Annotated in this window: 25 protein-coding genes and 1 tRNA gene; 11 read left to right on the top strand and 15 right to left on the bottom strand. The window is 66.9% G+C overall.

Going from position 1 to position 26,840, the window contains the following annotated elements:
* Positions 1–17: 17 nt before the first annotated feature.
* Positions 18–4,121 (bottom strand): ATP-dependent RNA helicase HrpA, encoded by a 4,104-nt coding sequence (gene hrpA, locus AC13F7_RS04195; RefSeq protein ID WP_482999341.1) that lies wholly within the window; start codon positions 4,119–4,121, stop codon positions 18–20.
* Between the two features lie 96 nt (positions 4,122–4,217).
* On the opposite strand from hrpA, the gene AC13F7_RS04190 reads away from it, so the two are divergent.
* The 6 genes from AC13F7_RS04190 (at position 4,218) to AC13F7_RS04165 (ending at position 11,262) form a co-directional block, all read left to right on the top strand.
* Entirely contained in the window at positions 4,218–4,769 is a 552-nt protein-coding gene (locus tag AC13F7_RS04190; protein WP_019185151.1) for a Dps family protein, read from the top strand.
* A 669-nt stretch (positions 4,770–5,438) separates the two neighbouring features.
* Positions 5,439–7,244, top strand: coding sequence for a DNA helicase RecQ (gene recQ, locus AC13F7_RS04185; protein ID WP_482999340.1), 1,806 nt, complete (start codon positions 5,439–5,441; stop codon positions 7,242–7,244).
* Positions 7,245–7,338: 94 nt separating this feature from the next.
* The gene (locus AC13F7_RS04180; protein ID WP_481469973.1) at positions 7,339–7,743 is read left to right on the top strand and encodes a CopL family metal-binding regulatory protein; all 405 of its coding nucleotides are present in this window, start codon (positions 7,339–7,341) and stop codon (positions 7,741–7,743) included.
* A 104-nt stretch (positions 7,744–7,847) separates the two neighbouring features.
* The gene (locus AC13F7_RS04175; RefSeq protein WP_482999339.1) at positions 7,848–9,641 is read left to right on the top strand and encodes a copper resistance system multicopper oxidase; all 1,794 of its coding nucleotides are present in this window, start codon (positions 7,848–7,850) and stop codon (positions 9,639–9,641) included.
* The gene (locus tag AC13F7_RS04170) at positions 9,638–10,651 is read left to right on the top strand and encodes a copper resistance protein B (protein ID WP_482999338.1); all 1,014 of its coding nucleotides are present in this window, start codon (positions 9,638–9,640) and stop codon (positions 10,649–10,651) included. The genes AC13F7_RS04175 and AC13F7_RS04170 overlap by 4 nt, the downstream gene beginning before the upstream one ends.
* 101 nt (positions 10,652–10,752) lie before the next feature.
* Positions 10,753–11,262, top strand: coding sequence for a GNAT family N-acetyltransferase (locus AC13F7_RS04165; protein ID WP_482999337.1), 510 nt, complete (start codon positions 10,753–10,755; stop codon positions 11,260–11,262).
* 18 nt (positions 11,263–11,280) lie between these two features.
* Here the strand turns inward: AC13F7_RS04165 and AC13F7_RS04160 are convergent, their stop codons facing one another.
* Positions 11,281–11,580, bottom strand: coding sequence for a TFIIB-type zinc ribbon-containing protein (locus AC13F7_RS04160; protein WP_346473176.1), 300 nt, complete (start codon positions 11,578–11,580; stop codon positions 11,281–11,283).
* A gap of 153 nt (positions 11,581–11,733) precedes the next feature.
* Here AC13F7_RS04160 and AC13F7_RS04155 point away from each other — a divergent pair, with 153 nt between their 5' ends.
* The 3 genes from AC13F7_RS04155 (at position 11,734) to AC13F7_RS04145 (ending at position 13,887) form a co-directional block, all read left to right on the top strand.
* A complete protein-coding gene (locus tag AC13F7_RS04155) occupies positions 11,734–12,498 on the top strand; it encodes a CPBP family glutamic-type intramembrane protease (protein ID WP_482999336.1) in 765 nt (254 codons plus the stop codon).
* Positions 12,499–12,620: 122 nt separating this feature from the next.
* Positions 12,621–13,019, top strand: coding sequence for a response regulator (locus AC13F7_RS04150; RefSeq protein WP_346473174.1), 399 nt, complete (start codon positions 12,621–12,623; stop codon positions 13,017–13,019).
* A 202-nt stretch (positions 13,020–13,221) separates the two neighbouring features.
* Positions 13,222–13,887 (top strand): DUF3011 domain-containing protein, encoded by a 666-nt coding sequence (locus tag AC13F7_RS04145; RefSeq protein ID WP_481469964.1) that lies wholly within the window; start codon positions 13,222–13,224, stop codon positions 13,885–13,887.
* A 21-nt stretch (positions 13,888–13,908) separates the two neighbouring features.
* On the opposite strand, the gene AC13F7_RS04140 is transcribed toward AC13F7_RS04145, so the two are convergent.
* Positions 13,909–14,589: a lysozyme inhibitor LprI family protein gene (locus tag AC13F7_RS04140; RefSeq protein WP_482999335.1), complete on the bottom strand. Its 681-nt coding sequence runs from the start codon at positions 14,587–14,589 to the stop codon at positions 13,909–13,911.
* Between the two features lie 238 nt (positions 14,590–14,827).
* On the opposite strand from AC13F7_RS04140, the gene AC13F7_RS04135 reads away from it, so the two are divergent.
* Together AC13F7_RS04135 and AC13F7_RS04130 are read left to right on the top strand one after the other, a co-directional pair.
* Positions 14,828–15,676, top strand: a complete 849-nt coding sequence (locus tag AC13F7_RS04135; protein WP_482999334.1) for a hypothetical protein — start codon at positions 14,828–14,830, stop codon at positions 15,674–15,676.
* Between the two features lie 115 nt (positions 15,677–15,791).
* On the top strand, positions 15,792–17,258 hold the full coding sequence (locus AC13F7_RS04130) for a S41 family peptidase (RefSeq protein ID WP_482999493.1): 1,467 nt from the start codon (positions 15,792–15,794) through the stop codon (positions 17,256–17,258).
* Positions 17,259–17,597: 339 nt separating this feature from the next.
* On the opposite strand, the gene AC13F7_RS04125 is transcribed toward AC13F7_RS04130, so the two are convergent.
* From AC13F7_RS04125 to ruvB, 12 genes are all read right to left on the bottom strand, one after another.
* Positions 17,598–18,290, bottom strand: coding sequence for a DUF922 domain-containing protein (locus tag AC13F7_RS04125; protein ID WP_482999333.1), 693 nt, complete (start codon positions 18,288–18,290; stop codon positions 17,598–17,600).
* Positions 18,291–18,298: 8 nt separating this feature from the next.
* Positions 18,299–18,374 (bottom strand) — tRNA-Lys (locus tag AC13F7_RS04120).
* Positions 18,375–18,446: 72 nt separating this feature from the next.
* A complete protein-coding gene (gene queC, locus AC13F7_RS04115; RefSeq protein ID WP_482999332.1) occupies positions 18,447–19,112 on the bottom strand; it encodes a 7-cyano-7-deazaguanine synthase QueC in 666 nt (221 codons plus the stop codon).
* A 114-nt stretch (positions 19,113–19,226) separates the two neighbouring features.
* The gene (gene queE, locus AC13F7_RS04110) at positions 19,227–19,925 is read right to left on the bottom strand and encodes a 7-carboxy-7-deazaguanine synthase QueE (protein ID WP_259259409.1); all 699 of its coding nucleotides are present in this window, start codon (positions 19,923–19,925) and stop codon (positions 19,227–19,229) included.
* A gap of 132 nt (positions 19,926–20,057) precedes the next feature.
* A complete protein-coding gene (ybgF, locus tag AC13F7_RS04105; RefSeq protein WP_482999331.1) occupies positions 20,058–20,864 on the bottom strand; it encodes a tol-pal system protein YbgF in 807 nt (268 codons plus the stop codon).
* Between the two features lie 3 nt (positions 20,865–20,867).
* Entirely contained in the window at positions 20,868–21,383 is a 516-nt protein-coding gene (gene pal / locus AC13F7_RS04100) for a peptidoglycan-associated lipoprotein Pal (protein WP_121039134.1), read from the bottom strand.
* 64 nt (positions 21,384–21,447) lie between these two features.
* Positions 21,448–22,767: a Tol-Pal system beta propeller repeat protein TolB gene (gene tolB / locus AC13F7_RS04095; RefSeq protein ID WP_346473164.1), complete on the bottom strand. Its 1,320-nt coding sequence runs from the start codon at positions 22,765–22,767 to the stop codon at positions 21,448–21,450.
* A 208-nt stretch (positions 22,768–22,975) separates the two neighbouring features.
* Positions 22,976–24,034: a cell envelope integrity protein TolA gene (gene tolA, locus AC13F7_RS04090; RefSeq protein WP_482999330.1), complete on the bottom strand. Its 1,059-nt coding sequence runs from the start codon at positions 24,032–24,034 to the stop codon at positions 22,976–22,978.
* Entirely contained in the window at positions 24,024–24,452 is a 429-nt protein-coding gene (gene tolR, locus AC13F7_RS04085) for a protein TolR (RefSeq protein ID WP_346473162.1), read from the bottom strand. Before tolR ends, tolA begins: the two co-directional genes overlap by 11 nt.
* Before the next feature lie 23 nt (positions 24,453–24,475).
* A complete protein-coding gene (tolQ, locus tag AC13F7_RS04080) occupies positions 24,476–25,255 on the bottom strand; it encodes a protein TolQ (protein ID WP_121039143.1) in 780 nt (259 codons plus the stop codon).
* 10 nt (positions 25,256–25,265) lie between these two features.
* On the bottom strand, positions 25,266–25,697 hold the full coding sequence (ybgC, locus tag AC13F7_RS04075) for a tol-pal system-associated acyl-CoA thioesterase (RefSeq protein WP_482999329.1): 432 nt from the start codon (positions 25,695–25,697) through the stop codon (positions 25,266–25,268).
* Positions 25,687–26,727, bottom strand: a complete 1,041-nt coding sequence (ruvB, locus tag AC13F7_RS04070) for a Holliday junction branch migration DNA helicase RuvB (RefSeq protein WP_123730394.1) — start codon at positions 26,725–26,727, stop codon at positions 25,687–25,689. Before ruvB ends, ybgC begins: the two co-directional genes overlap by 11 nt.
* Between the last annotated feature and the right edge of the window lie 113 nt (positions 26,728–26,840).

The raw sequence follows: 26,840 nt of genomic DNA, 5'->3' as shown, positions 1-26,840 counted from the left end.
ACGGGGCGCTCGCCGGATCAGGCGCCCTGCAATGCGGCCACGCGCTGGGCCAGTTTCTTGGCCGATATCCCGGTCTTCGCCCCCAGCTCCTGGGCAAACAACGACACCCGCAACTCTTCCAGATCCCAGCGCAGGTCCTGCCATTGCGGTCGCGCCCGCAGGCCGCGCGCCTCGGCCTGGGCCAAGGCGTCGACGAACGGCCGCAGTTCCAGCATCCGCGCCTGATCGCGCGGCGGATCGCGCTTGGCACGCTCGGTGCGCAGAATCATCGCCCGCAGGTAGCGCGGCAACTGTGCCAGGGCATCGGCCGGGGTCTCGCGCAGGAAGCCGGGATGGACCAGCGCCGCCAACTGCTGCTCCATGTCATCGAGGTTGCCACGTGCCCAGCCCATCAGCGGCGCTTCCAGCTGCGGCTTGAGCTCGGCTACGTGCGCCAGGATGTTTTCGGCCAGCTTCAGCCGCGTCATCGCCTCGCCGAACAACGCCTTGCCCGCCTCGGCACTGCGCTTGGCGAACGCAGCCGGGTCGCGGATATCCCCCAGGCCATCGGCGAGCACGGCATTCATCGCCGCATCGACCAGATCGCCACGCAGGCGCTCCTGCGATTCGATCGCGGCGTACAACAACCCGGTCTTGGGCGGAACCGGCAGCTGTTTGCGCGCCTGCTTGGCCTTGTCGGCCAGCGCGATCTCCAGCAATCGACGCACGCCGAGCGGATGCTGCTCCAGCGCCTCGCTGCGATCGGCAAAGATCTTCAACGCGGCGGTCTCGCCCTGGTCGACCAGCGCCGGGTAGGCCGGCACGCCGGCTTCGCCAGGCACCTGCAACGGGATCGCGCTGGCCGGGAAATCGCGAAGGCCGTCGGCCGCCAGCGCCCGGCCGGCGCGTGCGGCAAAGGCATCACCGGCCTTGTCACCGAAGCGGGCGCGCAGTGCATCCAGATCACGCGAGGTGGCCAGCACCTTGCCATCGGCATCGCGCAGCCGCAGGTTCATGCGCAGATGGGCGTCCAGCGCGGCGTCATCGAAATCGGTCGCGGCCACCTTGGCACCGGTCGCACGCGACAGGAACCGGGCCAGCTCGCCACGGATGTCATCGGCGGTCGGCTCGGCAAACGCTTCGGCGAAGGCGCGGCCAAAGTCCGGGGCCGGCACATAGTTGCGGCGCATCGCCTTGGGCAGGCTGCGGATCAGGGCCGCGGCCTTGTCGGCTACGAAGCCCGGCGCCAGCCACGACAACCGCGCCGGATCGAGTGCGTTGAGCAGGTGCAGCGGCACCTCCAGCGTCACACCGTCTTCGTCGGCACCCGGCTCGAAGGTGTAATGCAGCGGCAGCCGTGCATCGCCCAGGGGCAGATACGCCGGGTACCGTTCGGCATCGCTGCCCTCGCCCGGCAGCAGATCGGCCAGTGTCCACGACAGCGCGCGGCGTTTCTCCGGTGCCAGCGCCTTCCACCAGGTATCCAGACCCATCGCCGAATGGACCTCGGCCGGAATGCGGTCCAGGTACCAGCGCGCCTGCCAGCCTTCATCGGCCACGATGCCCGCACGGCGCAGCTTGGCCTCTTCTTCGCGCGCCTGCTCCAGCACCTTGAGGTTGTCGGCGACGAAGGCGGCACGGGTGTTGATTTCGCCGGTCACCAAGGCCTGGCGCACGAAGATGTCGTGCGCCTCGCCCGGCGCGATCCGGCCGTAATGCACCGGCTTTTTTGGCGCCAGCACCAGCCCGAACAGACTGATCTGCTCCGAGGCCAGTACCTGGCCCTGCGCGCGCGACCAGTGCGGGTCGAAGTGCTTGCGCAGTAACAGGTGGGGCAGCTCGTTGATGACCCAGTCCGGCTCGATCGCCGCGTTGGTCAGGCCCCAGATTTTCTGGGTATCCAGCAGCGTGGCGGTCAGCAGCCACGGCGGCGGCCGCTTGGCCAGGGTCGAACCCGGGAACGGCAGGAAGCGGCGCTGGCGCGGTGCCAGGAAGTCGCCCTTGTCGCTGCGGTGGCCGATCTGCGTGGGCAGGCCGGCGATCAGCGCGCGGTGGAGCGTCTGGTAGGCAGCGGCGCGTACCTTGTCGGTGAAGGCGTTGCGCGCCTGCGGGTCGACACCCTTGACGGGCGCGGCCTTGTTTTCGACCGGCGTCGGCTCGGATTTTCCTTCGCGGGCCAGGCGCGCGGCCCGGTGCTGCTGGCCGCGCGTCGCCTTGATCTTCGCCTCGTCATCGCGTGCCGGTGCCGGTGCGGAAGAACCGGCCAGCAAGGGTGCCAGCGAGGTCTCGGCGGGCTCCTCGCTCCAGCCCAGCTCCTCGCACAGCACGCGCAGTTGGCGATGCAGCTCACGCCATTCGCGCATGCGCAGGAAGCCGAGGAAATGCCGCCCACACCAGTCGCGCAGCTTGGACTGGGTCAGGTCTTCATGGGCTTGGCGGTGGCCGTCCCACAGCCGCAGCACACCGACGAATTCCGAACGCCCATCGGCGAACAGCGCATGCGCGTTGTCGGCCGCGGCACGCGCTTCCGGCGGGCGTTCGCGCGGGTCCTGGATGCCCAGGAACGAGGCGATCACCAGCATCGGCCGCAGGCAACTCTGCGCCTGTGCGGCGACCAGCATGCGGGCCAGCTTGACGTCCACCGGCAGGCGCGCCATCTGGCGGCCGATCGGGGTCAGGCGACGCTCGGCATCGACTGCGCCCAGCTCACCCAGCTGCTGCCACCCGTCGGCAATGGCACGCTCATCCGGCGCCTCCAGGAACGGGAAATCCTCGATCTTGCCCAGGCCCAGTTGCAGCATCCGCAGGATCACCCCGGACAGGCTGGAGCGGCGGATTTCCGGATCAGTGAACTCCGGGCGCGACTGGAAATCCGCTTCGGAATACAGCCGATAGCAGATGCCTTCGGACACGCGACCGCAACGGCCCTTGCGCTGGTTGGCGCTGGCCTGCGAGACCGCTTCGATGTGCAGACGGTCCAGTTTCTGGCGCGGGCTGTAACGCTTGATGCGGGCGAAACCCGGGTCGATCACATAGCGGATGCGCGGCACCGTCAGCGACGTTTCGGCGACGTTGGTGGCCAGCACGATGCGCCGGTTGGCGCCCGGGTTGAAGACCAGGTCCTGGTCCTTGACCGACAGCCGCGCATACAGCGGCAGCACATCAGTCCCCCGGTACTTGCGTCGCTCCAGCGACTGGTGCGCGTCGCGGATCTCGCGCTCGCCCGGGAAGAACAGCAGGATGTCGCCACGCGGGTCGACCCGGGTGATTTCATCCACCGCCGCGACCACCGCATCATTCACGGTGCGCTCGCCATCGCGCCCACCGTCGGCCTCGCCACCGCCCTCGCCTTCCAACGGGCGGTAGCGCACCTCCACCGGGAAGGTACGGCCTTCCACGCTGATCACCGGGGCATCATCGAAGTGCTGGGCAAAGCGTGAGGTATCGATGGTCGCCGAGGTGACGATCAACTTGAGGTCCGGGCGCTTCTTCAGCAACTGCTTCAGATAGCCCAGCAGGAAATCGATGTTGAGGCTGCGTTCGTGTGCCTCGTCGACGATGATCGTGTCGTAGTTGGACAGCCAGCGGTCACTGCTGATCTCGGCCAGCAGAATGCCGTCGGTCATGAACTTGATGCGGGTATCGTCACCAACACGGTCGGTGAAGCGCACCTGGTAGCCGACGGTGGTGCCCAGCTCGGAGCGAAGTTCCTGCGCGACCCGGGTCGCCACCGCGCGGGCAGCGATCCGTCGCGGCTGGGTGCAGCCGATCATGCCGGCGGTGCCACGGCCGGCAGCCAGGCACAATTTGGGCAGCTGGGTGGTTTTGCCCGAGCCGGTTTCACCGGCGATCACCACGACCTGATGGTCGCGGATCAGGGCGGTGATGGCCTCGGCTTCACGCGCAATCGGCAACTGCTCGTCCAGCGTGATGGCCGGCTGGTTCAGCACACGCGCTTCACGGCGCTGCACGGATGCCTGCAAGGCCTGCTCGAACGCCGCCGCCAGCCCCGCATCCGCCGGTTTGGCCCGCCAACGCGAGAGCATCCCCAGCAAACGACCGCGGTCGCGGCTCATGGCCCCGTTGATGGCGGCCTGCTGCTGGGCCAAGCGTGCTGCATGTGGTTTTTCGATAGCGCTCATCAATCGATTCGTTTAGAACTTTTGTTTACTACTGAAAGGGTAGTCTGATCTATTGTGAAGGCCATCCGATTCATCCCATCCATAAGGAGTTCTCCCATGGCGAAGACGACCAAGACCCCGGCAAAGCCCAAGACGGCCAAGCAGAAGCTCGGCGCGGCGGCCCCGTCGGCCCCGAACATTGATATCGGGATCAAGGAGGGCGATCGCAAGAAGATCGCCGATGGGCTGTCGGCCTTCCAGGCTGATGCGTTCACGCTCTACCTGAAGACCCACAATTTCCATTGGAACGTGACCGGGTCGATGTTCAACTCGCTGCACACGATGTTCGAAACCCAGTACACCGAACAGTGGGCGGCCCTGGATGACGTGGCTGAACGCATCCGTGCACTGGGCTTCAATGCCCCGGGCTCCTACCGCGAGTTCGCGGCCCTGACCTCGATCGCCGAGGAGCCGGGCCTGACCGACAGCGCGGACTGGCGTGAGATGGTACGCCAGTTGGTCACCGCCAACGAGGCAGTGTGCCGCACGGCCCGCAAGGTGCTGGACGTGGCCGATGATGCGGACGACGCACCGACCGAGGATCTGATGACCCAGCGTCTGCAGACCCACGAAAAGTACGCCTGGATGCTGCGGTCGCTGCTGCAGTAAGGGGTTGTTTTTTGGCTGGCTTGGCTTACTGAACGCAACGGCAGAGGCAGAGGCGTTGGCTGAGGGGGTCTCCGTGTTGGCGAGCGGGGGCCAGGCCCTGCCGGGACGCGCCGTAAACCCATCCTTGGGGGCTCGACGTGCGCCATCCATGGCGCACGACGGTCCCGTCAGGGCCTGGCCCCCACTCGCCAGACAGATCTGGATGGACGGTTGGGAAAGCCAGAGCGGCCTCTTCGGCAAGCGGTAACAAGCCTCGGGCCTCGGGCCACAGGTCAAAGGTCAAAGGTCAAAGGTCAAAGGTCAAAAGGTCAACGGCAAGCAACAGCAGACAGGCGCCGATTGGCGCCTGTCTGCGTTTGACTGGCTCGTGACTGGCTCTGGACTGGCTCTCGACTGCTCTCCTTTGAAGACCAGCCAAGTGTCGACGGCGCGGTGTGGGTGGGTCTGCAGGACCGTTGTGCGCCATGGATGGCGCACATCGAGCCCCCATGGACGGGTTCACGGCGGGTCCAGCAGGCCCACCCACACCGCGCCAACCCCGTAGGAGGCCACGCCCGGCGCTTGCGCCTTCAGCTCTGGCTCTGACTTCCGCTCTGGCTTCGGCTTTCTTACAGGGATATCCGGCATCAGAGGACACGACCCGTAGCCTGGGCAAGGTAAACTAGCGCGATGTCTTCCCGCCCCGCGCACGACCTGCTCAGCCGCATTTTTGGTTACGACGAATTCCGCGGTCCGCAGCAGGCGATCGTCGAGCATGTCGCCGCCGGCAATGACGCGCTCGTCCTCATGCCCACCGGCGGCGGCAAATCGCTCTGCTACCAGGTCCCCTCCCTGCTCCGCGACGGCACCGGCATCGTCATCTCGCCGCTGATCGCCTTGATGCAGGACCAGGTCGAAGCCCTGCGCCAGCTCGGCGTCCGCGCCGAATACCTCAACTCCACCCTGGATGGCGACACCGCCGCCCGGGTTGAGCGCGAACTGCTCGCCGGCGAACTGGACATGCTCTACGTCGCCCCCGAGCGACTGCTGACCGGCCGGTTCCTCTCGCTGCTCTCGCGCAGCCGGATCGCCCTGTTCGCGATCGACGAGGCGCACTGCGTCTCGCAATGGGGCCACGACTTCCGCCCGGAATATCGCCAGCTCACCGTCCTGCACGAACGCTGGCCCGACGTCCCGCGCATCGCGCTGACCGCCACCGCCGATCCGCCGACCCAGCGCGAAATCGCCGAACGCCTGGACCTCACCAACGCCCAGCACTTCGTCAGTTCGTTCGACCGGCCCAACATCCGCTACACCGTCGTCCAGAAAGACAACGCCAAGCGCCAGCTGCTGGACTTCCTCAAGGTCCACCGCCAGGAAGCCGGCATCGTGTACTGCATGTCGCGGCGCAAGGTGGAAGAAACCGCCGAGTTCCTGTGCAAGGAGGGCATGAACGCCCTGCCCTACCACGCTGGCCTGCCGGCGGAGGTACGTGCCGCCAACCAGCGCCGCTTCCTGCGCGAGGACGGCATCGTGATGTGCGCCACCATCGCCTTCGGCATGGGCATCGACAAGCCGGACGTACGCTTCGTCGCGCACACCGACCTGCCCAAATCGATGGAAGGGTATTACCAGGAAACCGGCCGCGCCGGCCGCGATGGCGAAGCCGCCGAAGCGTGGCTTTGCTACGGCCTGGGCGACGTGGTGCTGCTCAAGCAGATGATCGAGCAGTCCGAAGCCGGCGAAGACCGCAAAACGCTCGAACGGTCCAAACTCGATCACCTGCTCGGCTACTGCGAATCCATGCAGTGCCGCCGTCAGGTCCTGCTGGCCGGGTTCGGGGAAACCTACCCCCAGCCCTGCGGCAACTGCGATAACTGCCTGCTGCCGCCCGATGCCTGGGATGCCAGCATCGCCGCCCAGAAGGCGCTGAGCTGCGTCTACCGCAGCGGCCAGCGCTTCGGCGTGGGCCACCTGATCGACATCCTGCGCGGCGGCGACAACGAGAAAGTCCGCCAGTTCGGGCATACCGAACTGAGCACCTACGGCATCGGCAAGGATCTGGACGCCCGCACCTGGCGCAGCGTGTTCCGCCAACTGGTCGCCTCCAGCCTGCTCGAGGTGGACAGCAGTGCCTACGGCGGCCTGCGCCTGACCGATGGCAGCCGTGACGTGCTCAAGGGCCAGCGCAAGGTCATGATGCGCCGCGAGACCCCCAAGGCCGCCCGCGAGCGCGACCGCAGCGGCCAGCGCACCGGCCTGTCGGTGCTGCCGCAGGACCTGGCCCTGTTCAATGCCCTGCGCGGTCTGCGTGCCGAACTCGCGCGCGAGCAGAACGTGCCGGCCTTCGTGATCTTCCACGACAGCACGCTGCGCAACATCGCCGAACAGCGCCCTACCAGCGTCGATGCGCTCGGCCGGGTCGGCGGCATCGGCGGCACCAAGCTGGCCCGCTATGGCGACCGTCTGGTCGAGATCGTGCGCGAAGAAGGCTGATGCCCGGCCAAGCCCGCACGGACCGGCCTCCAGAGTTGAACCACGTGTTCAGCCGCAGGTGCGACCGCCCGGATTTGGCAGTAAGGTGAGCCCCATGTCCGCCAGTGGCCTGCTCCTGCGAGTGGTATTGATGCTCAGCCTGTTGCTCAACGGGCTGAATGTCGCCATGGCCGGTCCCATGGCGTTGGCCATGGCCGAGTCGAGCCGCACCAGCACCCCTGCGCCGCCCTGCCATGGCGATGCACCGATGCCTGCCGCACACGATCACCATGCCATGGCCGCTGCCGGGTCCGCCGACACCGGCGTCCAGGCTCCGCACGATGGCGACCATTGCAAGCTCAAGGACTGCCTGCGCAACTGCGCCCAGCAGCCCAGCCTGACCGTCCAGATCGCGTGGATCGCCACGCCGCCGCCGTTGTCGCTGGCACCGGTCCTGACCGCGCATCCCTCCCAGCCGATGCCCCCGCTGGACCGCATCACCCGTCCTCCGATCGCCTGATCCGCCGCGCGCTGCGAGCGCCGGCCTGAGGCTCTGCGCATGCGCCCCGGCGCGTGTGCGATGACGGCACCCCGTGTGCCATTCGAATCGGATTCGGAGTTGCAATGTCTTTCCTTAAAACACCCGGCACGGGCGCCCCGCCCATGCCGTCACGCCGCCTGTTCGTGCAGGGCGTGGCTGCCGGCGGCGTGGTCGCCAGCCTGGCCGCCACCGGCCTCAGTCCGCGTGCGTTCGCCGCCGCCGGCCCCGGCCTTGCCGGTGCCCCGCAGGTCCTGAGCAGCCAGGACGTGCAGCTGAGCATCGGCGAATCGCTGGCCAATTTCACCGGCCGCACCCGCCCGGCCATCACCGTCAACGGCAGCCTGCCCGCGCCGATCCTGCGCTGGCGCGAAGGTCAGACGGTCAACATCCGCGTAGCCAATACGCTGCAGGCCCACCCCACCTCCATCCACTGGCACGGCCTGCTGCTGCCGGCCAACATGGACGGCGTGCCCGGCCTGAGCTTCAACGGCATCGCCCCAGGCGAGGCCTACCAGTACCGCTTCACCCTCAAGCAGTCCGGCACGTACTGGTACCACAGCCATTCCATGTTCCAGGAACAGGCCGGCCTGTACGGCGCGCTGATCATCGACCCGCTGGAACCGGCGCCGTATCACGCCGATCGCGAGCACGTGATCCTGCTCTCGGACTGGACCGACCTGGACCCCGGCGCGCTGTTCCGGCGCATGAAGAAGCTGGCCGAGCACGACAACTACTACAAGCGCACCCTGCCCGACTTCCTGCGCGATGTGCGCAAGGACGGCTGGGCCGCGGCCACCGCCGACCGCGGCATGTGGGGCCGGATGCGGATGACGCCAACCGACATCTCCGACATCAACGCCCACACCTATACCTACCTGCTCAACGGCACCGCCCCGGCCGGCAACTGGACCGGGCTGTTCCGCAGCGGCGAGAAAGTGCTGCTGCGCTTCATCAACGGCGGCTCGATGACCTACTTCGACGTGCGCATCCCCGGCCTGAAGATGACCGTGGTCGCCGCCGATGGCCAGTACATCCACCCGGTCAGCATCGATGAATTCCGCATCGCGCCGGCCGAGACCTTCGATGTGATCGTCGAACCCAGCGGCCAGGACGCCTACACGATCTTCTGCCAGGACATGGGCCGTACCGGCTACGCTGCCGGCACCCTGGCGGTGCGCCACGGCCTGCAGGCGCCGATTCCCGCGCGCGACCCGCGCCCACTGCTGACCATGAGTGACATGGGCCACGACATGGGCCATGCCGCCAACGGGATGGCGGGCCATGACATGAAGGGCATGGAGGGCGGCTGCGGTGCCAGCATGGGCCATGGCGCGCACGGTGCCGATCCCAAGGCGCCGCGCCACCCCGCCAGCGAGAAGGGCAATCCACTGGTGGACATGCAGAGCATGGCGACCGAGCCCAAGCTGGATGACCCCGGTATCGGCCTGCGCGACAACGGCCGCCACGTGCTCACCTACGGCGCGATGCGCAGCCTGTTCGATGATCCGGATGGGCGTGATCCGGGCCGCGAGGTGGAGCTGCACCTGACCGGACACATGGAGAAATTCAGCTGGTCCTTCGACGGCATCCCCTTTGCCAGCGCCGAACCGCTGCGCCTGACCTACGGTGAGCGCATGCGCATCGTGCTGGTCAACGACACGATGATGCAGCACCCGATCCATCTGCACGGCGTGTGGAGCGACCTGGAAAACGCGGACGGCGAGTTCCACCTGCGCAAGCACACCGTCGACATGCCGCCCGGCACCCGCCGCACCTACCGCGTCCGTGCCGACGCCCTTGGCCGATGGGCGTACCACTGCCACCTGCTGTACCACATGGAAGCAGGGATGATGCGCGAAGTGAGGATCGAAGAATGAGCCGCTCGCCTTTCACCATGCTGTCCGCACTGAGTGCTGGCCTACTGCTGGCGCTGGCCGCGCCCGCCTGGGCGCAGTCGCATGCCGGCCATGTCACGGCGCCGGCCACGACCACGACCACGACCGATGCACCACCGGTGGATGACCGCCCGATGGATCACTGCAGCATGGATCACGGCAGCATGGATCACACCAAGATGGACCACTCGACGATGGACCATTCAACGATGGACCATCCAACGATGGACCACGCCGCGATGGGCCATGTCCCACCGAAGCCGCCTGCGCCCACCGAGCCGCTCGAACCGATTCCGGCTGTGACCGCCGCCGACCGGCTTGCCGCGTTTCCGCCGATCGACCACGGCGCGATGGAGCATGCGCCGGAGATTCACAGCCTGCTGCTGGTCAACCGCCTTGAGCACTGGGACGGCCAGCACGGTACGGGCCAGGCCTGGGAGGCCAGCGGCTGGGTGGGTGGCAACATCAACCGGCTGTGGCTGCGCAGCGAAGGCGAGCGCAGTGACGGCCGCACCGGCTCGGCCGATCTGGAAGTGATGTACGGCCGCAGCGTGTCACCGTGGTGGGACGTACTGGTTGGCGTGAAGCAGGATTTCCGGCCGGCCGATTCGCGCACCTGGGCGGCGTTCGGCATCCAGGGGCTGGCGCCGTACAAGTTCGAAACCTCGGCCACGGCCTATGTCGGCGAAGGCGGCCAGCTCGCGGCCACGGTGGAAGTGGAGTACGAGCTGCTGCTGACCAACCGCTTGATCCTGCAGCCGCTGGTGGAAGCCACCTTCTCGGCCAAGGATGAGCCCGAATATGGCAACGGCGCCGGCCTCAACAAACTCGAGGCCGGGCTGCGCCTGCGCTACGAGTTCAGCCGCCGCTTCGCACCGTATATCGGCATCAGTCACGAGCGACTGTTCGGCGATACCGCCGACTACCACGAAGCGGCCGGCGAACACGCACGCGATACCCGCTGGGTGGCGGGCGTGCGCTTCTGGTTCTGATCCCGCGGCGATGACGGGTTCCGGGTACCGACGTACCCGGAACCCGGCTGGCCTGGGCGATGGCGTAAGCTGCGGGCCTCACCTGGCTGCCTTGCCCCCTGATGTCTACCGTCCGCCGTGCCACCGTTGCCGATGCCGCTGTGCTGTCGGCGATCGCCATCGCCACCTATACCGAAACCTTCGGAGATTCCTACCCGCCGCAGGACCTGCGCGATTTTCTGGACAGCCATTACTCGTTCGAGCCGCAACAGCGCGAGCTCGCCGATCCCCGCAACGCGGCGTGGCTGCTGGACGACGGCGAACGTGTGGTGGGCTATCTCGCCGCAGGCCCGAACAGCCTGCCCCATGCCGAGGCCAGCGAGGGCGATATCGAACTCAAGCGGCTGTACCTGCTCGCCAGCCACCAGCGTGGCGGACACGGGGCGCGCCTGATGGATGCATTCCTGGCGTGGCTCGATCAACCGCAGCGGCGCACGCTGTGGGTCGGCGTGTGGTCGGAGAACCTCGGCGCGCAACGCTTCTACGCACGGTATGGCTGCAGCAAGGTGGGCGAATACGATTTCCCGGTCGGCGACAGCGTCGACCGGGAATTCATCCTGCGCCGCGCCTGAGCGCAGCGCAGACATGCATCAGAAGTCGAACAGGTCCGACAGGAAGCTCTCTTTCTTCTTCTTGCGGTAGCCGTGCTGGTCGCTGTACTGCTGCTGGCCCAGATGACGGGTATCACGGTGCTGCACGGCAGCCGGCGGCGGTGCGGCGGCGCGTACCGGCGCGGGCGCAGGCGCTGCTGCACCGGCCGAGCGCTCGATGATCTTGTCCAGTTCACCACGGTCCAGCCACACGCCACGGCACTGCGGGCAATAGTCGATCTCGATGCCCTGGCGCTCGGACATCTGCAGCGCTTGGGTCTTGCATACGGGGCATTGCATGGGCGGTCTTCCAAGGGGCAAAGCCGCACTCTAGCCGGTCCCACCTGACCGTGGTGCAACACAGCCATGACCGATGGCCCCCCGACCAATGCCCCATGCCGGCGCCACGGTCCCGCCCGACACTGCGCACAGTCCCTGGATGTGGAGCGCTCCATGCCGTCCCTTCGCCTGCCCGGCTGGCTGGCCGCCTGCGTGGTCGTGCTGACCTTGGCCGCGTCGATCAATCTGCGCGACATCGCCGCGTGGCTGGGCAGCCCGATTCCGAAGCTGCCGATCCCCTATGGCGGCGCCATCCTCGATAACGGCCTGGGCGTGATGCTGGTGCTGGCCGTGGCCGCACTGCTGCTGCGCCCCGGGCAGCGCCTGCCCGCGCTGCTCGGACTACGTTGGAACGGCTGGCAGGGGCCCGCGCTGGCGCTGTTGGCCACACTGCCCTGCTGGCTCGGCCTGTGGTGGCTGGGCGGGTTCAACCCCAGCCAGGATCTGCTGGCCCTGCTGATGCTCGGCGTGCTGTTTCCGTTGGCCGAGGAAATCACCTTCCGCGGCTTCGGCTTCATCTTCGCGCACCGCCAGCAGCGCTGGCCCTGGCTGGCCGCTGCGCTCGTACAGGCGGTGATCTTTGGCGCGGTCCACTGGTGGTCGTTCGGCGGCGGCGGCGGCATGGCGCTGCAGGTCTTCGCCTTCACCGGCATCGGTGGCCTGGTGTTCGCCGGGCTCAACACGCTGGACGATTACACCCTGTGGAGCGGGTTGGCCCTGCACGTCTCGCTCAACCTGGCCTGGAACGTCTTCGTCATCAGCGAGGCGACTGCCGTCGGTTGGCCGGCGACGATCCTACGGCTGTCTGCGGCAGGCCTGGCGGTCACCCTGCTGTGGGTCTGGCGCCGCCGCCGCAGGCGGTCCCTGGCCTTTGCCTGAGCTGCGCGAACGCAGGCGCCACGGCGGCTTCACCCGGGATTTCGGCGGCGTCGACGATGTCCTCACCAGCGCCTCGCGATACTTGCGCGCCCCTGTCCGGGGGTAAGCAGGAACCACGCTCCATGTTGTTGTCCAAGCACCATCCCGAACCCCGCGTGCTGTTGATCGAAGACACCGAGGACACCCGTGAACTGAGTCGCATGGCGCTGGAAAGCCAGGCGTGCGAAGTCGTCGCGGTCAGTTCCGCCGAAGCCGCGCTGGGCCTGCTGCAGGCCGGCGAGCGATTCGATCTGGTGTTCACCGATGTCTGCCTTGGTGCTGTGAGTGGCATCGAAGCGGCGCACCGGGTCAAGCAGGAACAGCCGGGGCTGCCGGTGCTGGTCACCTCGGGCCTGGAGCCCTCCGTGGTGGTGCCGCAGCTCGGGCCGGGCATGCATTTCCTGCCCAAGCCCTACACCATGAGCGAGCTGCTCGACGCCATCCGCGCCTGCTTCCAGCAACCGCTGGCCGCCTGCGCCTGAGGCGAAGCACCTGCGGCGAGCGGCGGCTGTCTGATCGCCTGCGGACCACGACACCACGCCGTCGCACCTGACAGTAGACGCAGCTCAGCGATCTTCATCCGGATTTCATGTCAGCGTGCCCATCGTCGGCGCCAGGGAACGGGAGTTTCCCGCTGCCCGGACGACGATGCAACGCTCTCCTTTCCTTGCCGGAATCGACGCCATGCTCTTCCGTATGCTGCTGTCCACGCCGTTGCTGTTGCTGCTCCCGTTCGATGACGCGCGTGCCGATGACTTCGTCACCTGCGAAAGCCGGGACAACCGCTACCAATCCTGTTCACTGCCCCGCGCTGGCTACGTCACGCTGGACCGCAAGCTGTCCGGGGCGGACTGCCGCCAAGGGCGCAATTGGGACTACGACCGTCGTGAGGTCTGGGTCGATGATGGCTGCCGCGCCTCGTTCCGCGTGCATGGCGGCAGCGATCGCGATGACCGCCATGACAATGACAATCATGACGCCAAGGTCGCCGCCGGCGTACTGATCGGGGCTGCCCTCCTCGGCGCATTGGCGCACAACGCCAACAAGGATGACGCGCGCTACGACGATGACAACTACCAGGGAGCCCGGCACACTTCCTATGTGCCCGGCTGGATGATCGGCGAGTTCGAGGGCTACAACCCCAACTTCAACGCCGACATCCGCATGCGGATCGACAGCGACGGTCGCATGAGCGCGCAGGCCCGCGGGCAGACATTGAACGGCTGGGTCAACGGCGGGCAGCTCAACGTCGGCAGCAGCGTGTTCGACATCAGCCAGAGCCGCGACGGCTTCGTCACCACTGAGGTAGGCGACCGGCAGAACGAGGTGCGCTACCGCCGCGTGCGCTGAGCGACGCGGCGGTGGCTGCTCTTAGCTGGCAACTTGGCACTGCAGGGTGGTGCCGTAGAACTCCAGCGTGGTCTGGTCGTTGTGGGTCCGAAGGTCGACGCCTTCGCGCCCCCAGCGGCCGCCGTTGTTGTCGTCCTTGGTGACCGGCACCGGGAAGACGATGGCCTGATCCCTGCCCCAGCTGACTACGGCGGCGGTCGGGTCGATGTCGTTGTAGAACACGGCCGTCACCGGCTTGCTGTTGTCGTCGCAGCGGTACTCGACGGTCGCCGGCACCGGGATGCCGCCGCCATTGATGGTCAGCTCGACCAGCCGCGTCTGGTAGGACTCCACCAGGCAGCGATGCGGATCCACGGCGCGCGAACAGGCATCGCGGCCCTTGATCCAGCCGCGCTGCTCGGCCGCGATGTCCAGCTCATCCGGGCTGGTCTGCACCCGCTTGTAGAGCGCGGCAAGCTGGCGGTCCAGCGCGGCCAGGCGCGCGTCGCCACACACCAGCGTCTCCGCCTGGGACTGCGCCTTGGCGCAATCGAACGAGGGCGGCTGCAGGGTCGGGCTGGCGGAGGCGGCGGGCGCGCTGGCAGCGGGGGCCGACGTGGCCGGCGCGGCAGGCTCCGCCGGAGTCGCGGTATCGGACGGCGCCGGTTTGGAACAGGCCGCGAGCGCAAGCGCCCCCACACCCAGCAGGACGAAACGGTTCATGGCACCTCCAACATCGATCAACGAATGACTGGCTATTGTGCCCCCGCAAGCGGTTCTGAGGTGTGCACAGGCAGATCGCTGTTGGGCCACGCCTGTATCTCCGCTCACCGTGATTCGAGGAAAACCGATCGCCGGGCACCCGCAGGATGCCCGGCGATGCATGCTGCGCACCGGGTTGCCGCCCTGCCCCGGGTCACCTACGCTCCATGCCCGATTCGATCCAAGGACCATGCCCCGGATGAGTGGCAGCCCGTTTTCTTCTCTCACGCGACGACTGGCATGGCCGGCGCGTGCGCCTGCCCACACACCGCTGGGCGCGGCCCTCCTCGTGATGTGGCTGGTCGCCTCACCCGCACGTGCCGATGACATACCGCCGCAGTTCATGGCGCAGTACGAAGCCACCCGCGACTACCTGCAACTGCTGCAGCAAGCCGACGCCGACAAGGCACCGGAGCAGCTCGACAGCCCACGCGCCATGCAACTGCTGGCGGCGGTGACCAACAGGACCGACGTCCTGGCCCCGGACTACGCGACGGCGGACCTGGGTCTGCTGACCAACGCGTGCCAGTACGGCGTAACGCTGTCCACCCGGTTGATGCAGTTCGGCATGGGTGCGATGCCAGCCGCCGTGCTTCTCCATTCCGGCGAGCAGGCCCGCCAAGGCCACCACAACGCCGAGCGCTTCCAGGCACAGCTGGGCCTGCTGCTGCCGTACCTGCTGCAGTGCGGTGCACGGATGCAGCCACTGGTGGATGCGTGGCTGACCGTTGCAACGCCCGCAGAGCTCGCCGGTCTGGGACCGGGCGGCACCGACACCCTTCGCAGCAATGCGCAGCGCCAGTATCTGGAGATGCTGGAGGTGATGCGTGCCCAGCCGGCGGGCAGCACGCTGAAGCGGACCCTGGTCCGTGCGCTGGCGGAGACGGCAGCGCCTTACGCGCAGATGCTGCAGCCCGCGCAACGGCAGCCGGTGCGCGACGCGTTGAAGGAAGCGCTGGAAGAGGTGGACCCAAGCGACGTTCCGCTCCTGCAGCAGGCCATTGCCGGGTTCATCAGCGACCATTGCGGGACACTCTGCCAATCCTGATACATCGACGGCCGCGGCCACTATCTCCGACGCGTCCCATTGACTACGATCGGAATGAACAGTCACGCGGAAGCCGGATGTTCCGGCCCGACTCAGGGAGGACGTGGTGGCAACGATGCGATGGATGGCGGGCCTGCTGATGGCGACGGGCATGCTCTGGGCCGGTAGCACAAGCGCGGCGGCGGCGGTGGACCGGGACGCCTGGCAGGCAGACTACGCCGTGCTCAAAGCAGCCTTGCAGGACGACTACGCGCACCTGGCCTGGATGGCCTCGCACGGGAGTGGCGTGGATCTGCCAGCCCTTGATGCTCGGGCGCAGCGCGACCTTGCCGAGGCACGCAATGATGCCCAGGCCACCCAGGCGCTGCGCAGCTTTCTGGCGGGCTTCCATGATGGCCACCTTGCCCTGCTCGACCGGCTGGATGCAGGCGGCACTGCCCCGCCGCCGCCGGCTGCTGATCCGCGCGCGCTGGGGCCGGGCGCCGGGTGCAGCGCGCTCGGTGTCGCGGATGAAGGCAGACATGACTTCAGCCTCCCGCTGGAAACCCTGCCCGGCTATACGCCATTGAACAGCGAAGCAGACCCTGCACTGCGCGCCGGCATCCTCGCATTGCCGGAGGGGCGCAAGGTGGGCGTGCTTCGGCTGCACGAGTTCGACGCGCTGCGCTACCCCGGCCTGTGTCACGCGCTGTGGCCCCAGCTCCGCCATGCCGATTCCATCGATGACATGCGCGCCCTGCTGGTGAACGGCTGGGTGGCCGTGATCGCCGGCAGCCTGCGCCGGTTCCAGCAGGATGGGGTCGATGCCGTGCTGGTGGATGTTGGCGACAACCCCGGTGGGGATGACAGCGGCGACACGCTTTCGCGACTGTTCACCCTGCGGCCGGTCACCTCGGCCGCGCTGCTGGTCAGTCAGTCCGCCGCAGGCAGGCCCTATCTCGACGAACAGTTCGAGCGACTCGACGATGCCTTGCGCCACCATCATCCTGCCGCCACTGCCCACCGCCTGCTTGCCGCGGAGCGCGCCAGGTTTGAGGCATCGCGCCGTGCCCTGAGCCTTCCGGCCTGCGACCTGTCCTGGGTATGGCAGACACAGCAGGCATGGAACGGCGGCCAATGCCGGCGTCTGGTCCCGGCGGGCACCTCGGGTGGCCCACTGCCAAGCCCGGCCGTGGACACGCTGGACGATTTCCTGATCGCCCACCGTCTCGACTGGGCACAGGATTTTCGTCACCACTGGGGCGCCTGGCGCGGCCCGGTGTATGTCCTCACCAACAGCAACACCGCGTCCTCGGCCGAGATGTTTGCCGCGCGCATGCAGGACAACCACATCGCGCGCATCATCGGCACCCCGAGTGGTGGCTACGGCTGCGGCTTCATGAGTGCCGGGCCACTGCGCCAGCTGCCCCATTCACACCTGCGCATGCGCATTCCGGACTGCGTCCGGTTGCGTGCCGACGGTACCGATGAAGTCGCCGGCATCACCCCGGATCTGCCGCTCACACCACGCGCCGGCGAAGGAACACGCGCACGTGCGCAGCGACTGATGGAGACCGTTGCCGAGGACATCACGCGGCACTGATCCCTTCAACGCAACGCCGTGCAGATGGCGGTCATTCTCGCCTGTCTGGTCTCGGCGGTTTGGTTGCTGCGCTCGATACGTACCGCCACGCGGACTGCAACCCGGTGAAAGCGGTCAGCACCGTCGCGAAGACGAGTGCCGTCTGCAGAACATCCATTACCAGTGCCATGCCGCCGCCCCGCATCGACCCGCCGTGTGCCCACCGCGTCACACGGGAACGGGCCTGCGGCGCTCAAGGTCTGGAGGGGTAGAGTGCGCGTGGGTGCCATCCTCGGACATCGGTCACTTCCTCGCTGCGCATCGGGGAAACGCGCATGAGGCTGTGAGAACTCCTACGGGCTAGAGACGCGCACCCTGCGTGGCACCATGCTCGGTGGTGTCGTCGTATTGTTTGTCGCGTGCGGCGTATTCGTCGAGAACCGCTTGCCCGATGCGGTTGAGTTCCTCACCGAACTGCGTGCAGCGCATCCCGCCGCCAACAGCCGCAAACCGTCGCTGGATTTCCTCGGCAGCTTGGTCGGCATGCGCTGCATGGCCGTCTTCGTGCACCCGCAGCGCCTGGCTGTAGCGCGCCCACTCCTGTTGCAGCGACGCAGGCGCTGTATCTAGGCCGGTCCAGCGCGGCAGCACCATGGTGGCTTTCACGTCCACGCGCAGTTTGCCGATTCTGCAGCCGACCCCTCGCGGGGCGTAGTCGTAGTTCCAGCCAACGTGCCAGTCCACGTGGCCATGATGGCGCGCGCCGTCCTTGCCGACGGGCCCGTGCGCGGTCAATGACGTGCGCAGCTCCTGCAGGTTGCCGCCCTGCACGTCGTAGTAGGTGATCGTCAGATCCTGCGCGGCGCCCGCATCCAGGGCGATCAGGGCAAGGGCCAATGCACCGCCACGCACGATCGCGCGGCTTCGCGGTGCAGGTTGTGGAGGGGAGACGTTCTTGCTCATGGCGCGTTCCACGCGGAAGGGGCGGGCAATCATGCAATCCGGGCAGCGCCGGAGACATGAAAAAGGCGACCTCGCGGTCGCCTCGATCATGATGCAAATGGTGGGCCGTGATGGATTCGAACCATCGACCAAAAGATTAAAAGTCTTCTGCTCTACCAACTGAGCTAACGGCCCATTGCATCCCCGACATGACGCCGGGGGTGCGCATTCTAACGCATCTTGGCGCTCATGCGTACCCGTCCGGCATTACACGTAATGGGTCGGGTCCGGCACGCCGGCATCGGTGAAGCCCTGCGCACGCAGGCGGCAGGCATCGCAGTGGCCGCAGGCGCGGCCCTGGTCATCGGCGTTGTAGCAGGACACGGTCAGACCGAAGTCCACGCCCAGGCGGACGCCTTCACGCACGATGTCGGCTTTGCTCAGGAACTGCAGCGGTGCATGGACCTGGATCCCCGCCCCTTCCACGCCAGCCTTGGTGGCCAGGTTGGCCAGCGCCTGGAAGGCCTGGATGAACTCGGGGCGGCAATCCGGGTAGCCGGAGTAGTCCACCGCGTTGACGCCGCAGAAGATGTCGTTGGCGCCCAGCACTTCGGCCCAGCCCAGCGCGACGGACAGCATGATCGTGTTGCGTGCCGGCACGTACGTGACCGGGATGCCCTCGCCGCCCGCTTCCGGGACGTCGATGTCATCGGTCAGGGCCGAGCCGCCGATACTGCGCAGGTCGACATTGGCGGTCTTGTGGGCGACCGCACCCAGCGCGCTGGCGACGGCGGCAGCGGCATCGAGTTCGGAGGTGTGGCGCTGGCCGTAGCGCACGCTCAGGGCGTGGACGGCAAACCCCTGCTCGCGGGCGATGGCAACGACGGCGGCGGAGTCCATGCCGCCGGACAGGAGGACGACTGCTTTTTTCATGGGGGTGTTTCCGGTGGTTTACGGGGAACCAGCACGCTGTCCCGCGCCGGACGTCTTTACTGATGGTGAGGCGAGGTCGATGGCAAGCGCAGCGCCGTAGCACTGCGGCCGGCGTTACCGCCCGGGTTCGTCATTCCACAACAGCTTGTGCAGCTGCATCTGGAAGCGCACCGGCAGCCGATCGGCCACGATCCAGTCGGCCAACTCACGCGGGCTGACCTCGCTCTTGCTCGGCGAGAACAGCACCATGCTGCGCTCGTTGAGCCGGTGCTCGCGGACCATGCCACGGGCCCATTCGTAATCCTCGCGGCTGCACAGGACGAACTTGATCTGGTCGCGCTTGGTCAGCAGCGGCAGGTTCTCCAGGCGGTTGCGGGCCATTTCGCCGGAGCCGGGCGTTTTCAGGTCGACCACGCGCGACACACGCGGATCGACCGCGCTGACATCCAGCGCGCCGGAGGTTTCCAGCGAGACGTCCAGGCCCGCGTCGCAGAGCTTCTCCAACAGCACCAGGCAGCGTTTCTGCGCCAGCGGCTCGCCACCGGTCACGCAGACGTGGTGGACGCCCTGGGCAAGCACCTCGTCCACAATCGCGTCGATGTCCCACCAGGTGCCGCCGTGGAACGCGTAGGCGGTATCGCAATAGGTGCAGCGCAGCGGGCAGCCGGTCAGGCGTACGAACACGGTCGGCCAGCCGGCGGTATCGGCTTCGCCCTGCAGGGACAGGAAGATCTCGGTGATCTTCAGTCGCGGCAGCGGGGACTGCACGATCTCACTGGGGAGTGCGGCGGCAGCGGACAGGGTCGTGGTCATGGCGGTGATTCTTGGGGGACGGCTTCGGAAACGACAACAGCCGGGCATGGCCCGGCACGGAGGACCGGGCTGCGCCCGGTTGGCAATCCATCAGTATACCGGGCCCGGCCGCGACAGCGGCCGGGGGCGGGTTCAGCGGATCTGCTGACCCAGCCGGATCGACTGCAGACGGTCCTGCGCGGTGCGCGCGGCGTCGGAGCCGGGATACGTGGACACGACCTGTTCGAGGGTCGCCTGGGCCTGGTCGACCTTGCCTTCGCCATACTGGGAAAGGCCGATCTTGAGCAGGCCACCGGACGCCTTGTCGTGGGTCGGGTAGCGCGAGATGAGGTCGCGGAACTGCGCCTCAGCCAGCGGGAAATTGCGGGTGGCGTAATAGCTCTCGCCCAACCAGTACAGCGCGTTGGGGGTATAGACGCCGTTGGGGTACAACTCGAGGAAGCTCAGGAACAGCTGCGCCGAGTCGTCGTACTTGCCGGCCTTGAGCGAATCGAAAGCGACGTTGTAGGCGGTGCGTTCGTCGCCACTGGCAGCCAGGCTGCCGGCATCGCCGTGCACGGTAGGCGGCCGCTCGGAAGCGGCCGTTGCCGGTTTCGGGGGTGCTGCGGGGGCAGGCGCGGCGGCGGCCGGGGCGGCGGGAAGCACGGGGGCTCCACCTTCCAGGCGGTTCAGGCGGCTGTCCAGATCCAGATACTGGTCTTTAGCGGACTGCTTGAGCTGCTCATTGTCGTGCTGCAGCTGCTCGACCTGCGACTGCAGGGCCTGCAACTGGGTACGCAGCTGATTCAGCTGGTTGAGCATGTCCATGTTGGACTGGTTGTTGTTGGCCTGCTGCTCAAGCGCGCCGACGCGGTCGGCCAGACTCTGCCGCTGCGCATTGGCCGGTGCGGCAGCCACGAGGGCTGCCGCAACGATCATCGATAGAAATCGAAAGCGCATCTATTACTGAGCCGTGTACACGATCTCGACGCGACGGTTCTGCGACCAGCAGGACTCGCCCGACTCGGTGCAGACCGGACGCTCTTCACCGTAGGAGACGACGGTCAGCTGCGAAGCCGAGCCACCGTTGGCCTGCAGTGCCGAGGACACGCCGTTGCCACGACGCTCGCCCAGGGCCTGGTTGTAAGCGCGCGAACCGCGCTCATCGGTGTGGCCCTGCAGGGTCATGCGCGAGGACGGACGGTCACGCAGGTACTTGGCGTGGCACGCCATGATGGCCTGGAACTCCGGCTTGACGCTGTCCTGGTCCAGATCGAAGTACACCACGCGCTGGCGCAGGCAGGAATCGGTATCCAGATCACCCGGACCATACAGACCCGAGGTGGACGGGCCGGTCGGAGCGGTGGTGCTGCCGGTATCAACCGGGGCAGCCGGCACTTCCTTGACCTTCTTGGAACAACCGGCCAGGGCGGCCACGGACAACAGGGAGACAAGCAGAACGCGGGTGGTCTTGTTCATGGCGATACCTTTGAGGCTCCTAAAGCCGGATGAGGGATGAATACGGAGAAATCTTAACACTCTGTTAGCGCTTTGTACGGTATGGCGACCAAGAAGGCTCACGAACATCACCGTCGGCCAGAACCAGCCGCTGGCGCACGCGCGCATCGGCCGATACGGCATACAACACGCCACGACCACCCTCACGGGCGGCGTACAACACCATGCTTGCGTTGGGCGCGAAGCTCGGCGATTCATCCAGCGACCCTGGCGACAGCGTGCTCCAGCGGGCCGAACCCGTGCTGCTGTCCATCATCGCGATCTTGTAGGTGTTGCCGCTGCCCTGGGCGACCACCAGCTTCTTGCCGTCGTAGGACAGGCTCGGGGTGGCGTTGTAGTTGCCCTGGAAGGTTACACGCGAGGCGCTGCCACCACTGGAGGCGACCTGGTAGATCTGCGGGCGGCCACCACGGTCGGAGGTGAAGTACACGCTGGAACCGTCCGCACTCCAGGTCGGCTCGGTATCGATGGCGAAGTGGTTGGTCAGCTGGGTCAGCTGCTTGCTGCCCAGGTCCATCACGTAGATTTCCGGATTGCCGCTGCGCGACAGCGACAGGGCCAGGCGACGACCGTCCGGGGAGAACGAGGGCGCGCTGTTGATGCCGCGGAAGCTGGTCACCAGCTCACGGGCACCGCTGGAGATGTTCTGGATGTAGATCGCCGAATTGCCACGCTCGAAGCTGACATACGCCAGCTTGTTGCCGTCCGGGCTCCAGCTCGGCGACAGCAACGGCTCGGCAGAGCGCACGATGGTCTGCGGGTTGAAGCCGTCCGAATCGGCCACCATCAGCGCATAGCGCATAGCATCGCCCTTGCCGCTGGCGGTGACATAGGCGATGCGGGTCCAGAAGGCGCCGCGCACACCGGTGATCTTCTCGTAAATGGCATCGGCCATCTGGTGGGCGACATCGCGCATGGCGTTGCCACGGGCGGTCATCGCCAGGCCGAGCAGGCGCTCGCCCTTGGGCACGTCATACAGCTCGTACTCCACCCGGTAAGCGCCGGCACCGGCGTCCATGACCCGGCCGACCACGATGTAATTCTGCTTCAGCGCACGCCAGGTCGCGAACTGGATCTCGCTGCCACGGGTCGGCTTTTCGACGATCTGGGCTTCGGGCAGATTGCGGAACTGGCCCGAGCGGTCCAGATCGGCACGAACCACGGCGGCCACATCGGTCTGCGGTGCGCCGGCCGAGCCCTGGTACGGCATGGGAACAACGGTGATCGGCGTGGCGGAGGCGTTGCCGCCGATGATGTCGATATCCAGCCCCTTCTGCTGCGCCACGGCAGCGAAGGGCAACAACAGGGCCGCAACAACGGCAAGCCAGCGAGGCATTTTTTTCATGGAGCGCTCAATAGGGGGGAAACCGGAACGAGGGATAACAGGATGGCGGTGAACAGTTTCGCAATCATGAACCAAGGCCGTGTGAATTCCGAGTCACTGACTGCGCAAAACTCACAGGCCGTTAACGACGAGGCCCCATTTCCAGGCGCGCGATGCGCCTGTCCCATCCTCGGATGGTGCTGAACCCGCGTCGCCGAGCCGCCCGGGATCAGTCCTGGGCGGTAAAGGTGAAGTTGATCGTGCGCGCGAACACCGACTCGAAGCCGCGGTACGGCAACGGCTGGGCGTTCAGGACCGCGGCTTCGATCGAGCGGCGGCCGGCCTCATCGAACGGGCAGCTCCCGCTGACCTTGGCCTGGATCACCTGCCCACCCGGGATCTGGGTGATTGAGACCTGGCAGCGCTGGCCCAGCGGGACCGAATCCGGACGGGTCCACTGCGCCGAGACCTTCTGCTGGATGGCCGCGGCGTACTTGGCGCTGAGATCGTCACTGGTGCCGCCAGCGCCGGCGGCCGGCTTGGCTGCACCGGTGGCGCCGGAGGTCGATGCCGACGCGTTGGCCGCGCGCGCAGCCGATACCTGGCGCAGCTTCTGCTCCGCCAGCTTGGCTTCGTTCTCGGCCTGGGCGCGCTTGCGGCGGATTTCAGCGAGCTTCTTGTCACGCTCGGCGTCGGCCTTGGCGTCGTTGGCCTTCTGTTCCTGCTCGGCCAGCTTCTTCTTCTCGGCTTCTTCCTGCTGCTTGGCCAGGCGCAGCTTCTGTTCGGCCTGTTCCTGGCGCTTGCGCTCGGTCAGGTCGATCTGTTCCTGGCGGCGCTTGGCTTCCTGTTCCTGCTTGGCTTTTTCCGCCGAAATCGACATCGCGTTGACCGCTTCCTGGTCGACCGTGTCGGGCTGGGCGATACGCTCCTGGGCCTGCGATTGCTGCGGCGTCGGCGCGTCCTGGGGACGCGGCTCCGGCAACGGCTGGGGCGGCGGCACGGTGTCTTCCGGAATGGGCTCGGGCTCGGCGACCGGCTCGGGCAGGTCCGGCAGCGATTCGGAGGCACGCAGCGCCTGGCGCGCGGCCGAGGCTTCGGACGCGGACAATTCCAGGCTGGCTTCGATGGCCGGATCGCCGGCGGCCGCTTCCGTCGTGCGCTGCGGCGACCACAACCAGGCGGCGATGAAGATCAGTGCCAGCAGCAGGTGGACGCCGAGCGCCAACGCGACCGGCAGGCCCCACTCCTCATCCCGTGCGCGCTGCGGTGGCAGGGCTTCAGTGTGCATCGGTCGCCAGGCCCACCTTTTCCACGTTGGCGCGCTTGATCACGTCCATGGCCGCGACCACCTTTTCATAGGCGACGGCCTTGTCGGCCGCCACGATCACGCGCAGGTTCTTGTCCTGCGAGGCCAGTGCGGACAACTGCGCCTGCAGCCGGGCGGCATCCATCGGTTCGGGGTCCTTGGCCTCGGGCAGCTTGAGGCTGAGCTGGCCATCCAGGCGGACGGACACGATCACCGGATCCTGCTTGCTCTCCAGCGCCTTGGCCTGGGAGGTCGGCAGATCCACTTCAAAGCTCAGCGTGAGCAGCGGCGCGGTCACCATGAAGATGATGAGCAGCACCAGCATGACGTCGATGTACGGCACGACGTTGATTTCGGATTTGAGCTTTCGGCGCTTGCGGCGGCCAATGGCTGCGGTCATGGCAGGACTCCTGTGCTGGGCGCTTACTCGTCGCCCGCGGTCTGACGCTGCAGGATCGAGCTGAACTCTTCTGCGAAGGTTTCAAAGCGCACCGACATGCGCTCCACGCGGGTGGTGAAGCGGTTGTAGGCCCACACCGCCGGAATCGCCACGAACAGGCCGATCGCGGTGGCGAACAGGGCTTCGGAGATACCCGGGGCGACCGAGGCGATACCGGCCTGCTCACCGCTGTTGATCATGTCGTGCATGGTCACCATGATGCCGAACACGGTACCGACCAGGCCCACGTACGGGGCGGTCGAGCCGATATTGGCCAGCAGCTCCAGGCTGCGCTCCATCTGGTCCACTTCACGGGTATAGGTGGTGCGCATGGCGCGCTGGGCACCTTCCAGCTGGGCGCGGCCATCCAGGCGGCGCTTGTCGCGCAGGCGGGTGAACTCGCGGAAGCCGGCTTCGAAGATGGCCTCCAGGCCGCCGACCTTGCGGTTGCGATCGGTCGCCGAGCTGTACAGCTTGCCCAGGTCCGCGCCGGACCAGAAGCGGCTTTCGAACTCATCGGCCTCACGGTTGGCGGCGTTGAACACGCGCGCCTTGCGGAAGATGATCACCCAGCTGATGAACGAGCCGGCCAGCAACAGCAGCACGATGATCTTCACCGGGATGCTGGCCTTGATCATCAGGTCCAGGTAATTGATGCCACCGCCATGCGCGGCTTGGGCGACAGTCTGTGCCGCGGCGCTGGTGACTTCCTGCGGCAGCGCTTCGGTCACCGTGGCCTGCAGGGCCAGGAGCATTGCGATCATCCGTTGTTCCTCAGTATGCGGATTCTGGAAATTCGAGGTGTTTCAGCGCGGCATGCAGTGCATCGTCCATGCCACGCGGTTTGAAGGTGGTTGCATCGAGCGCGGCGATCTTCACCTGCGCCGTCAGCAGTGTCTGATCGCCCCGATGGACCGCCTGGGCGAACACCATGCTGGCGCGCTTGCACTGCACCAGCGTGGCGGTGACCGCCAACGCATCATCCAGGCGCGCCGGCTTGAGGAAATCCATGGTCATGCTGCGCACCGCGAACACCAGGCCGTGGTCGCAGCGCATGCGCTCCTGACCATACCCCAATGCCCGCATCCATTCGGTGCGCGCCCGCTCCATGAAGGCGACGTAGCGAGCGTGGTACACGACCCCGCCAGCGTCGGTATCTTCCCAGTAAATGCGTGTCGGCCAACTGAATCGGGGATCAACCGACATCCGGAATCTCCGCGAACAGGTCGGCCGGCGGGTTTTTCGGCTTCAACCCCATGTGCCGGTAGGCCTTGTGCGTGCACATGCGGCCCCGCGCGGTGCGGATCAGGAAGCCCTGCTGGATCAGATACGGCTCGACCACGTCTTCCAGCGTGCCGCGCTCCTCGGACAGCGCGGCCGCCAGCGACTCGATGCCGACCGGACCACCGTCGAAATAGTCGACCATGGTCCGCAGCAGGCGACGATCGAGCTCGTCGAAGCCCTCCGGATCGACCTTCAGCATCTGCATCGCCGCCTGGGCGACATCCTGGTCGATGTGGCCGGCGGCCTTCACCTGGGCGAAGTCGCGCACGCGGCGCAGCAGCCGGTTGGCGATACGCGGGGTGCCACGCGAGCGCCGTGCGATCTCGGCGGCGCCTTCGGCAGTGCAGTCGATATTGAGGATGCTGGCCGAGCGCCGGACGATCTTGGTGAGCTCTTCCGGCGTATAGAACTCCAGCCGGTGCACGATGCCGAAGCGGTCGCGCAGCGGCGCGGTCAGCAGGCCCGCGCGGGTGGTCGCGCCGATCAGGGTGAACGGCGGCAGGTCGATCTTGATCGAGCGGGCCGCCGGGCCCTCGCCGATCATGATGTCGATCTGGAAATCTTCCATCGCCGGGTACAGCACCTCTTCCACGACCGGCGACAGGCGGTGGATTTCATCGATGAACAGCACATCGTGCGGCTGCAGATTGGTCAGCAGCGCGGCCAGATCACCGGCCTTTTCGATCACCGGGCCGGAGGTGACGCGCAGCGCGACCCCCAGCTCATTGGCGATCACATGGCTCAACGTGGTCTTGCCCAGGCCCGGCGGCCCGAAGATCAATACGTGGTCCAGCGCATCGCCACGGGCCTTGGTCGCCTCGATGTAGATCGACAACTGCTCGCGCACAGGGGCCTGACCGAGGTAATCGGCCATGCGCTTGGGGCGGATGCTGGCGTCGGTGCCCTCGTCTTCGCGGGTGGCACCGGCAGCGATGATGCGGTCGTCGGTCATCCCGCGATTATGCGGCAAAAAGGGCGCGATCCGCGCCCCGGTAGTGCCGGCCGCTGGCCGGCGCCGCGCCCCCCCAGGGCCACACGCGCCGGCCCCCCGCCCCCCCCCCCGCC

The sequence above is a fragment of the Stenotrophomonas sp. K-6 genome, from assembly GCF_056861555.1.
The sequence above is the reverse complement of the archived record's forward strand: the minus strand, read 5'-3'. Positions and strand labels throughout refer to the sequence as shown.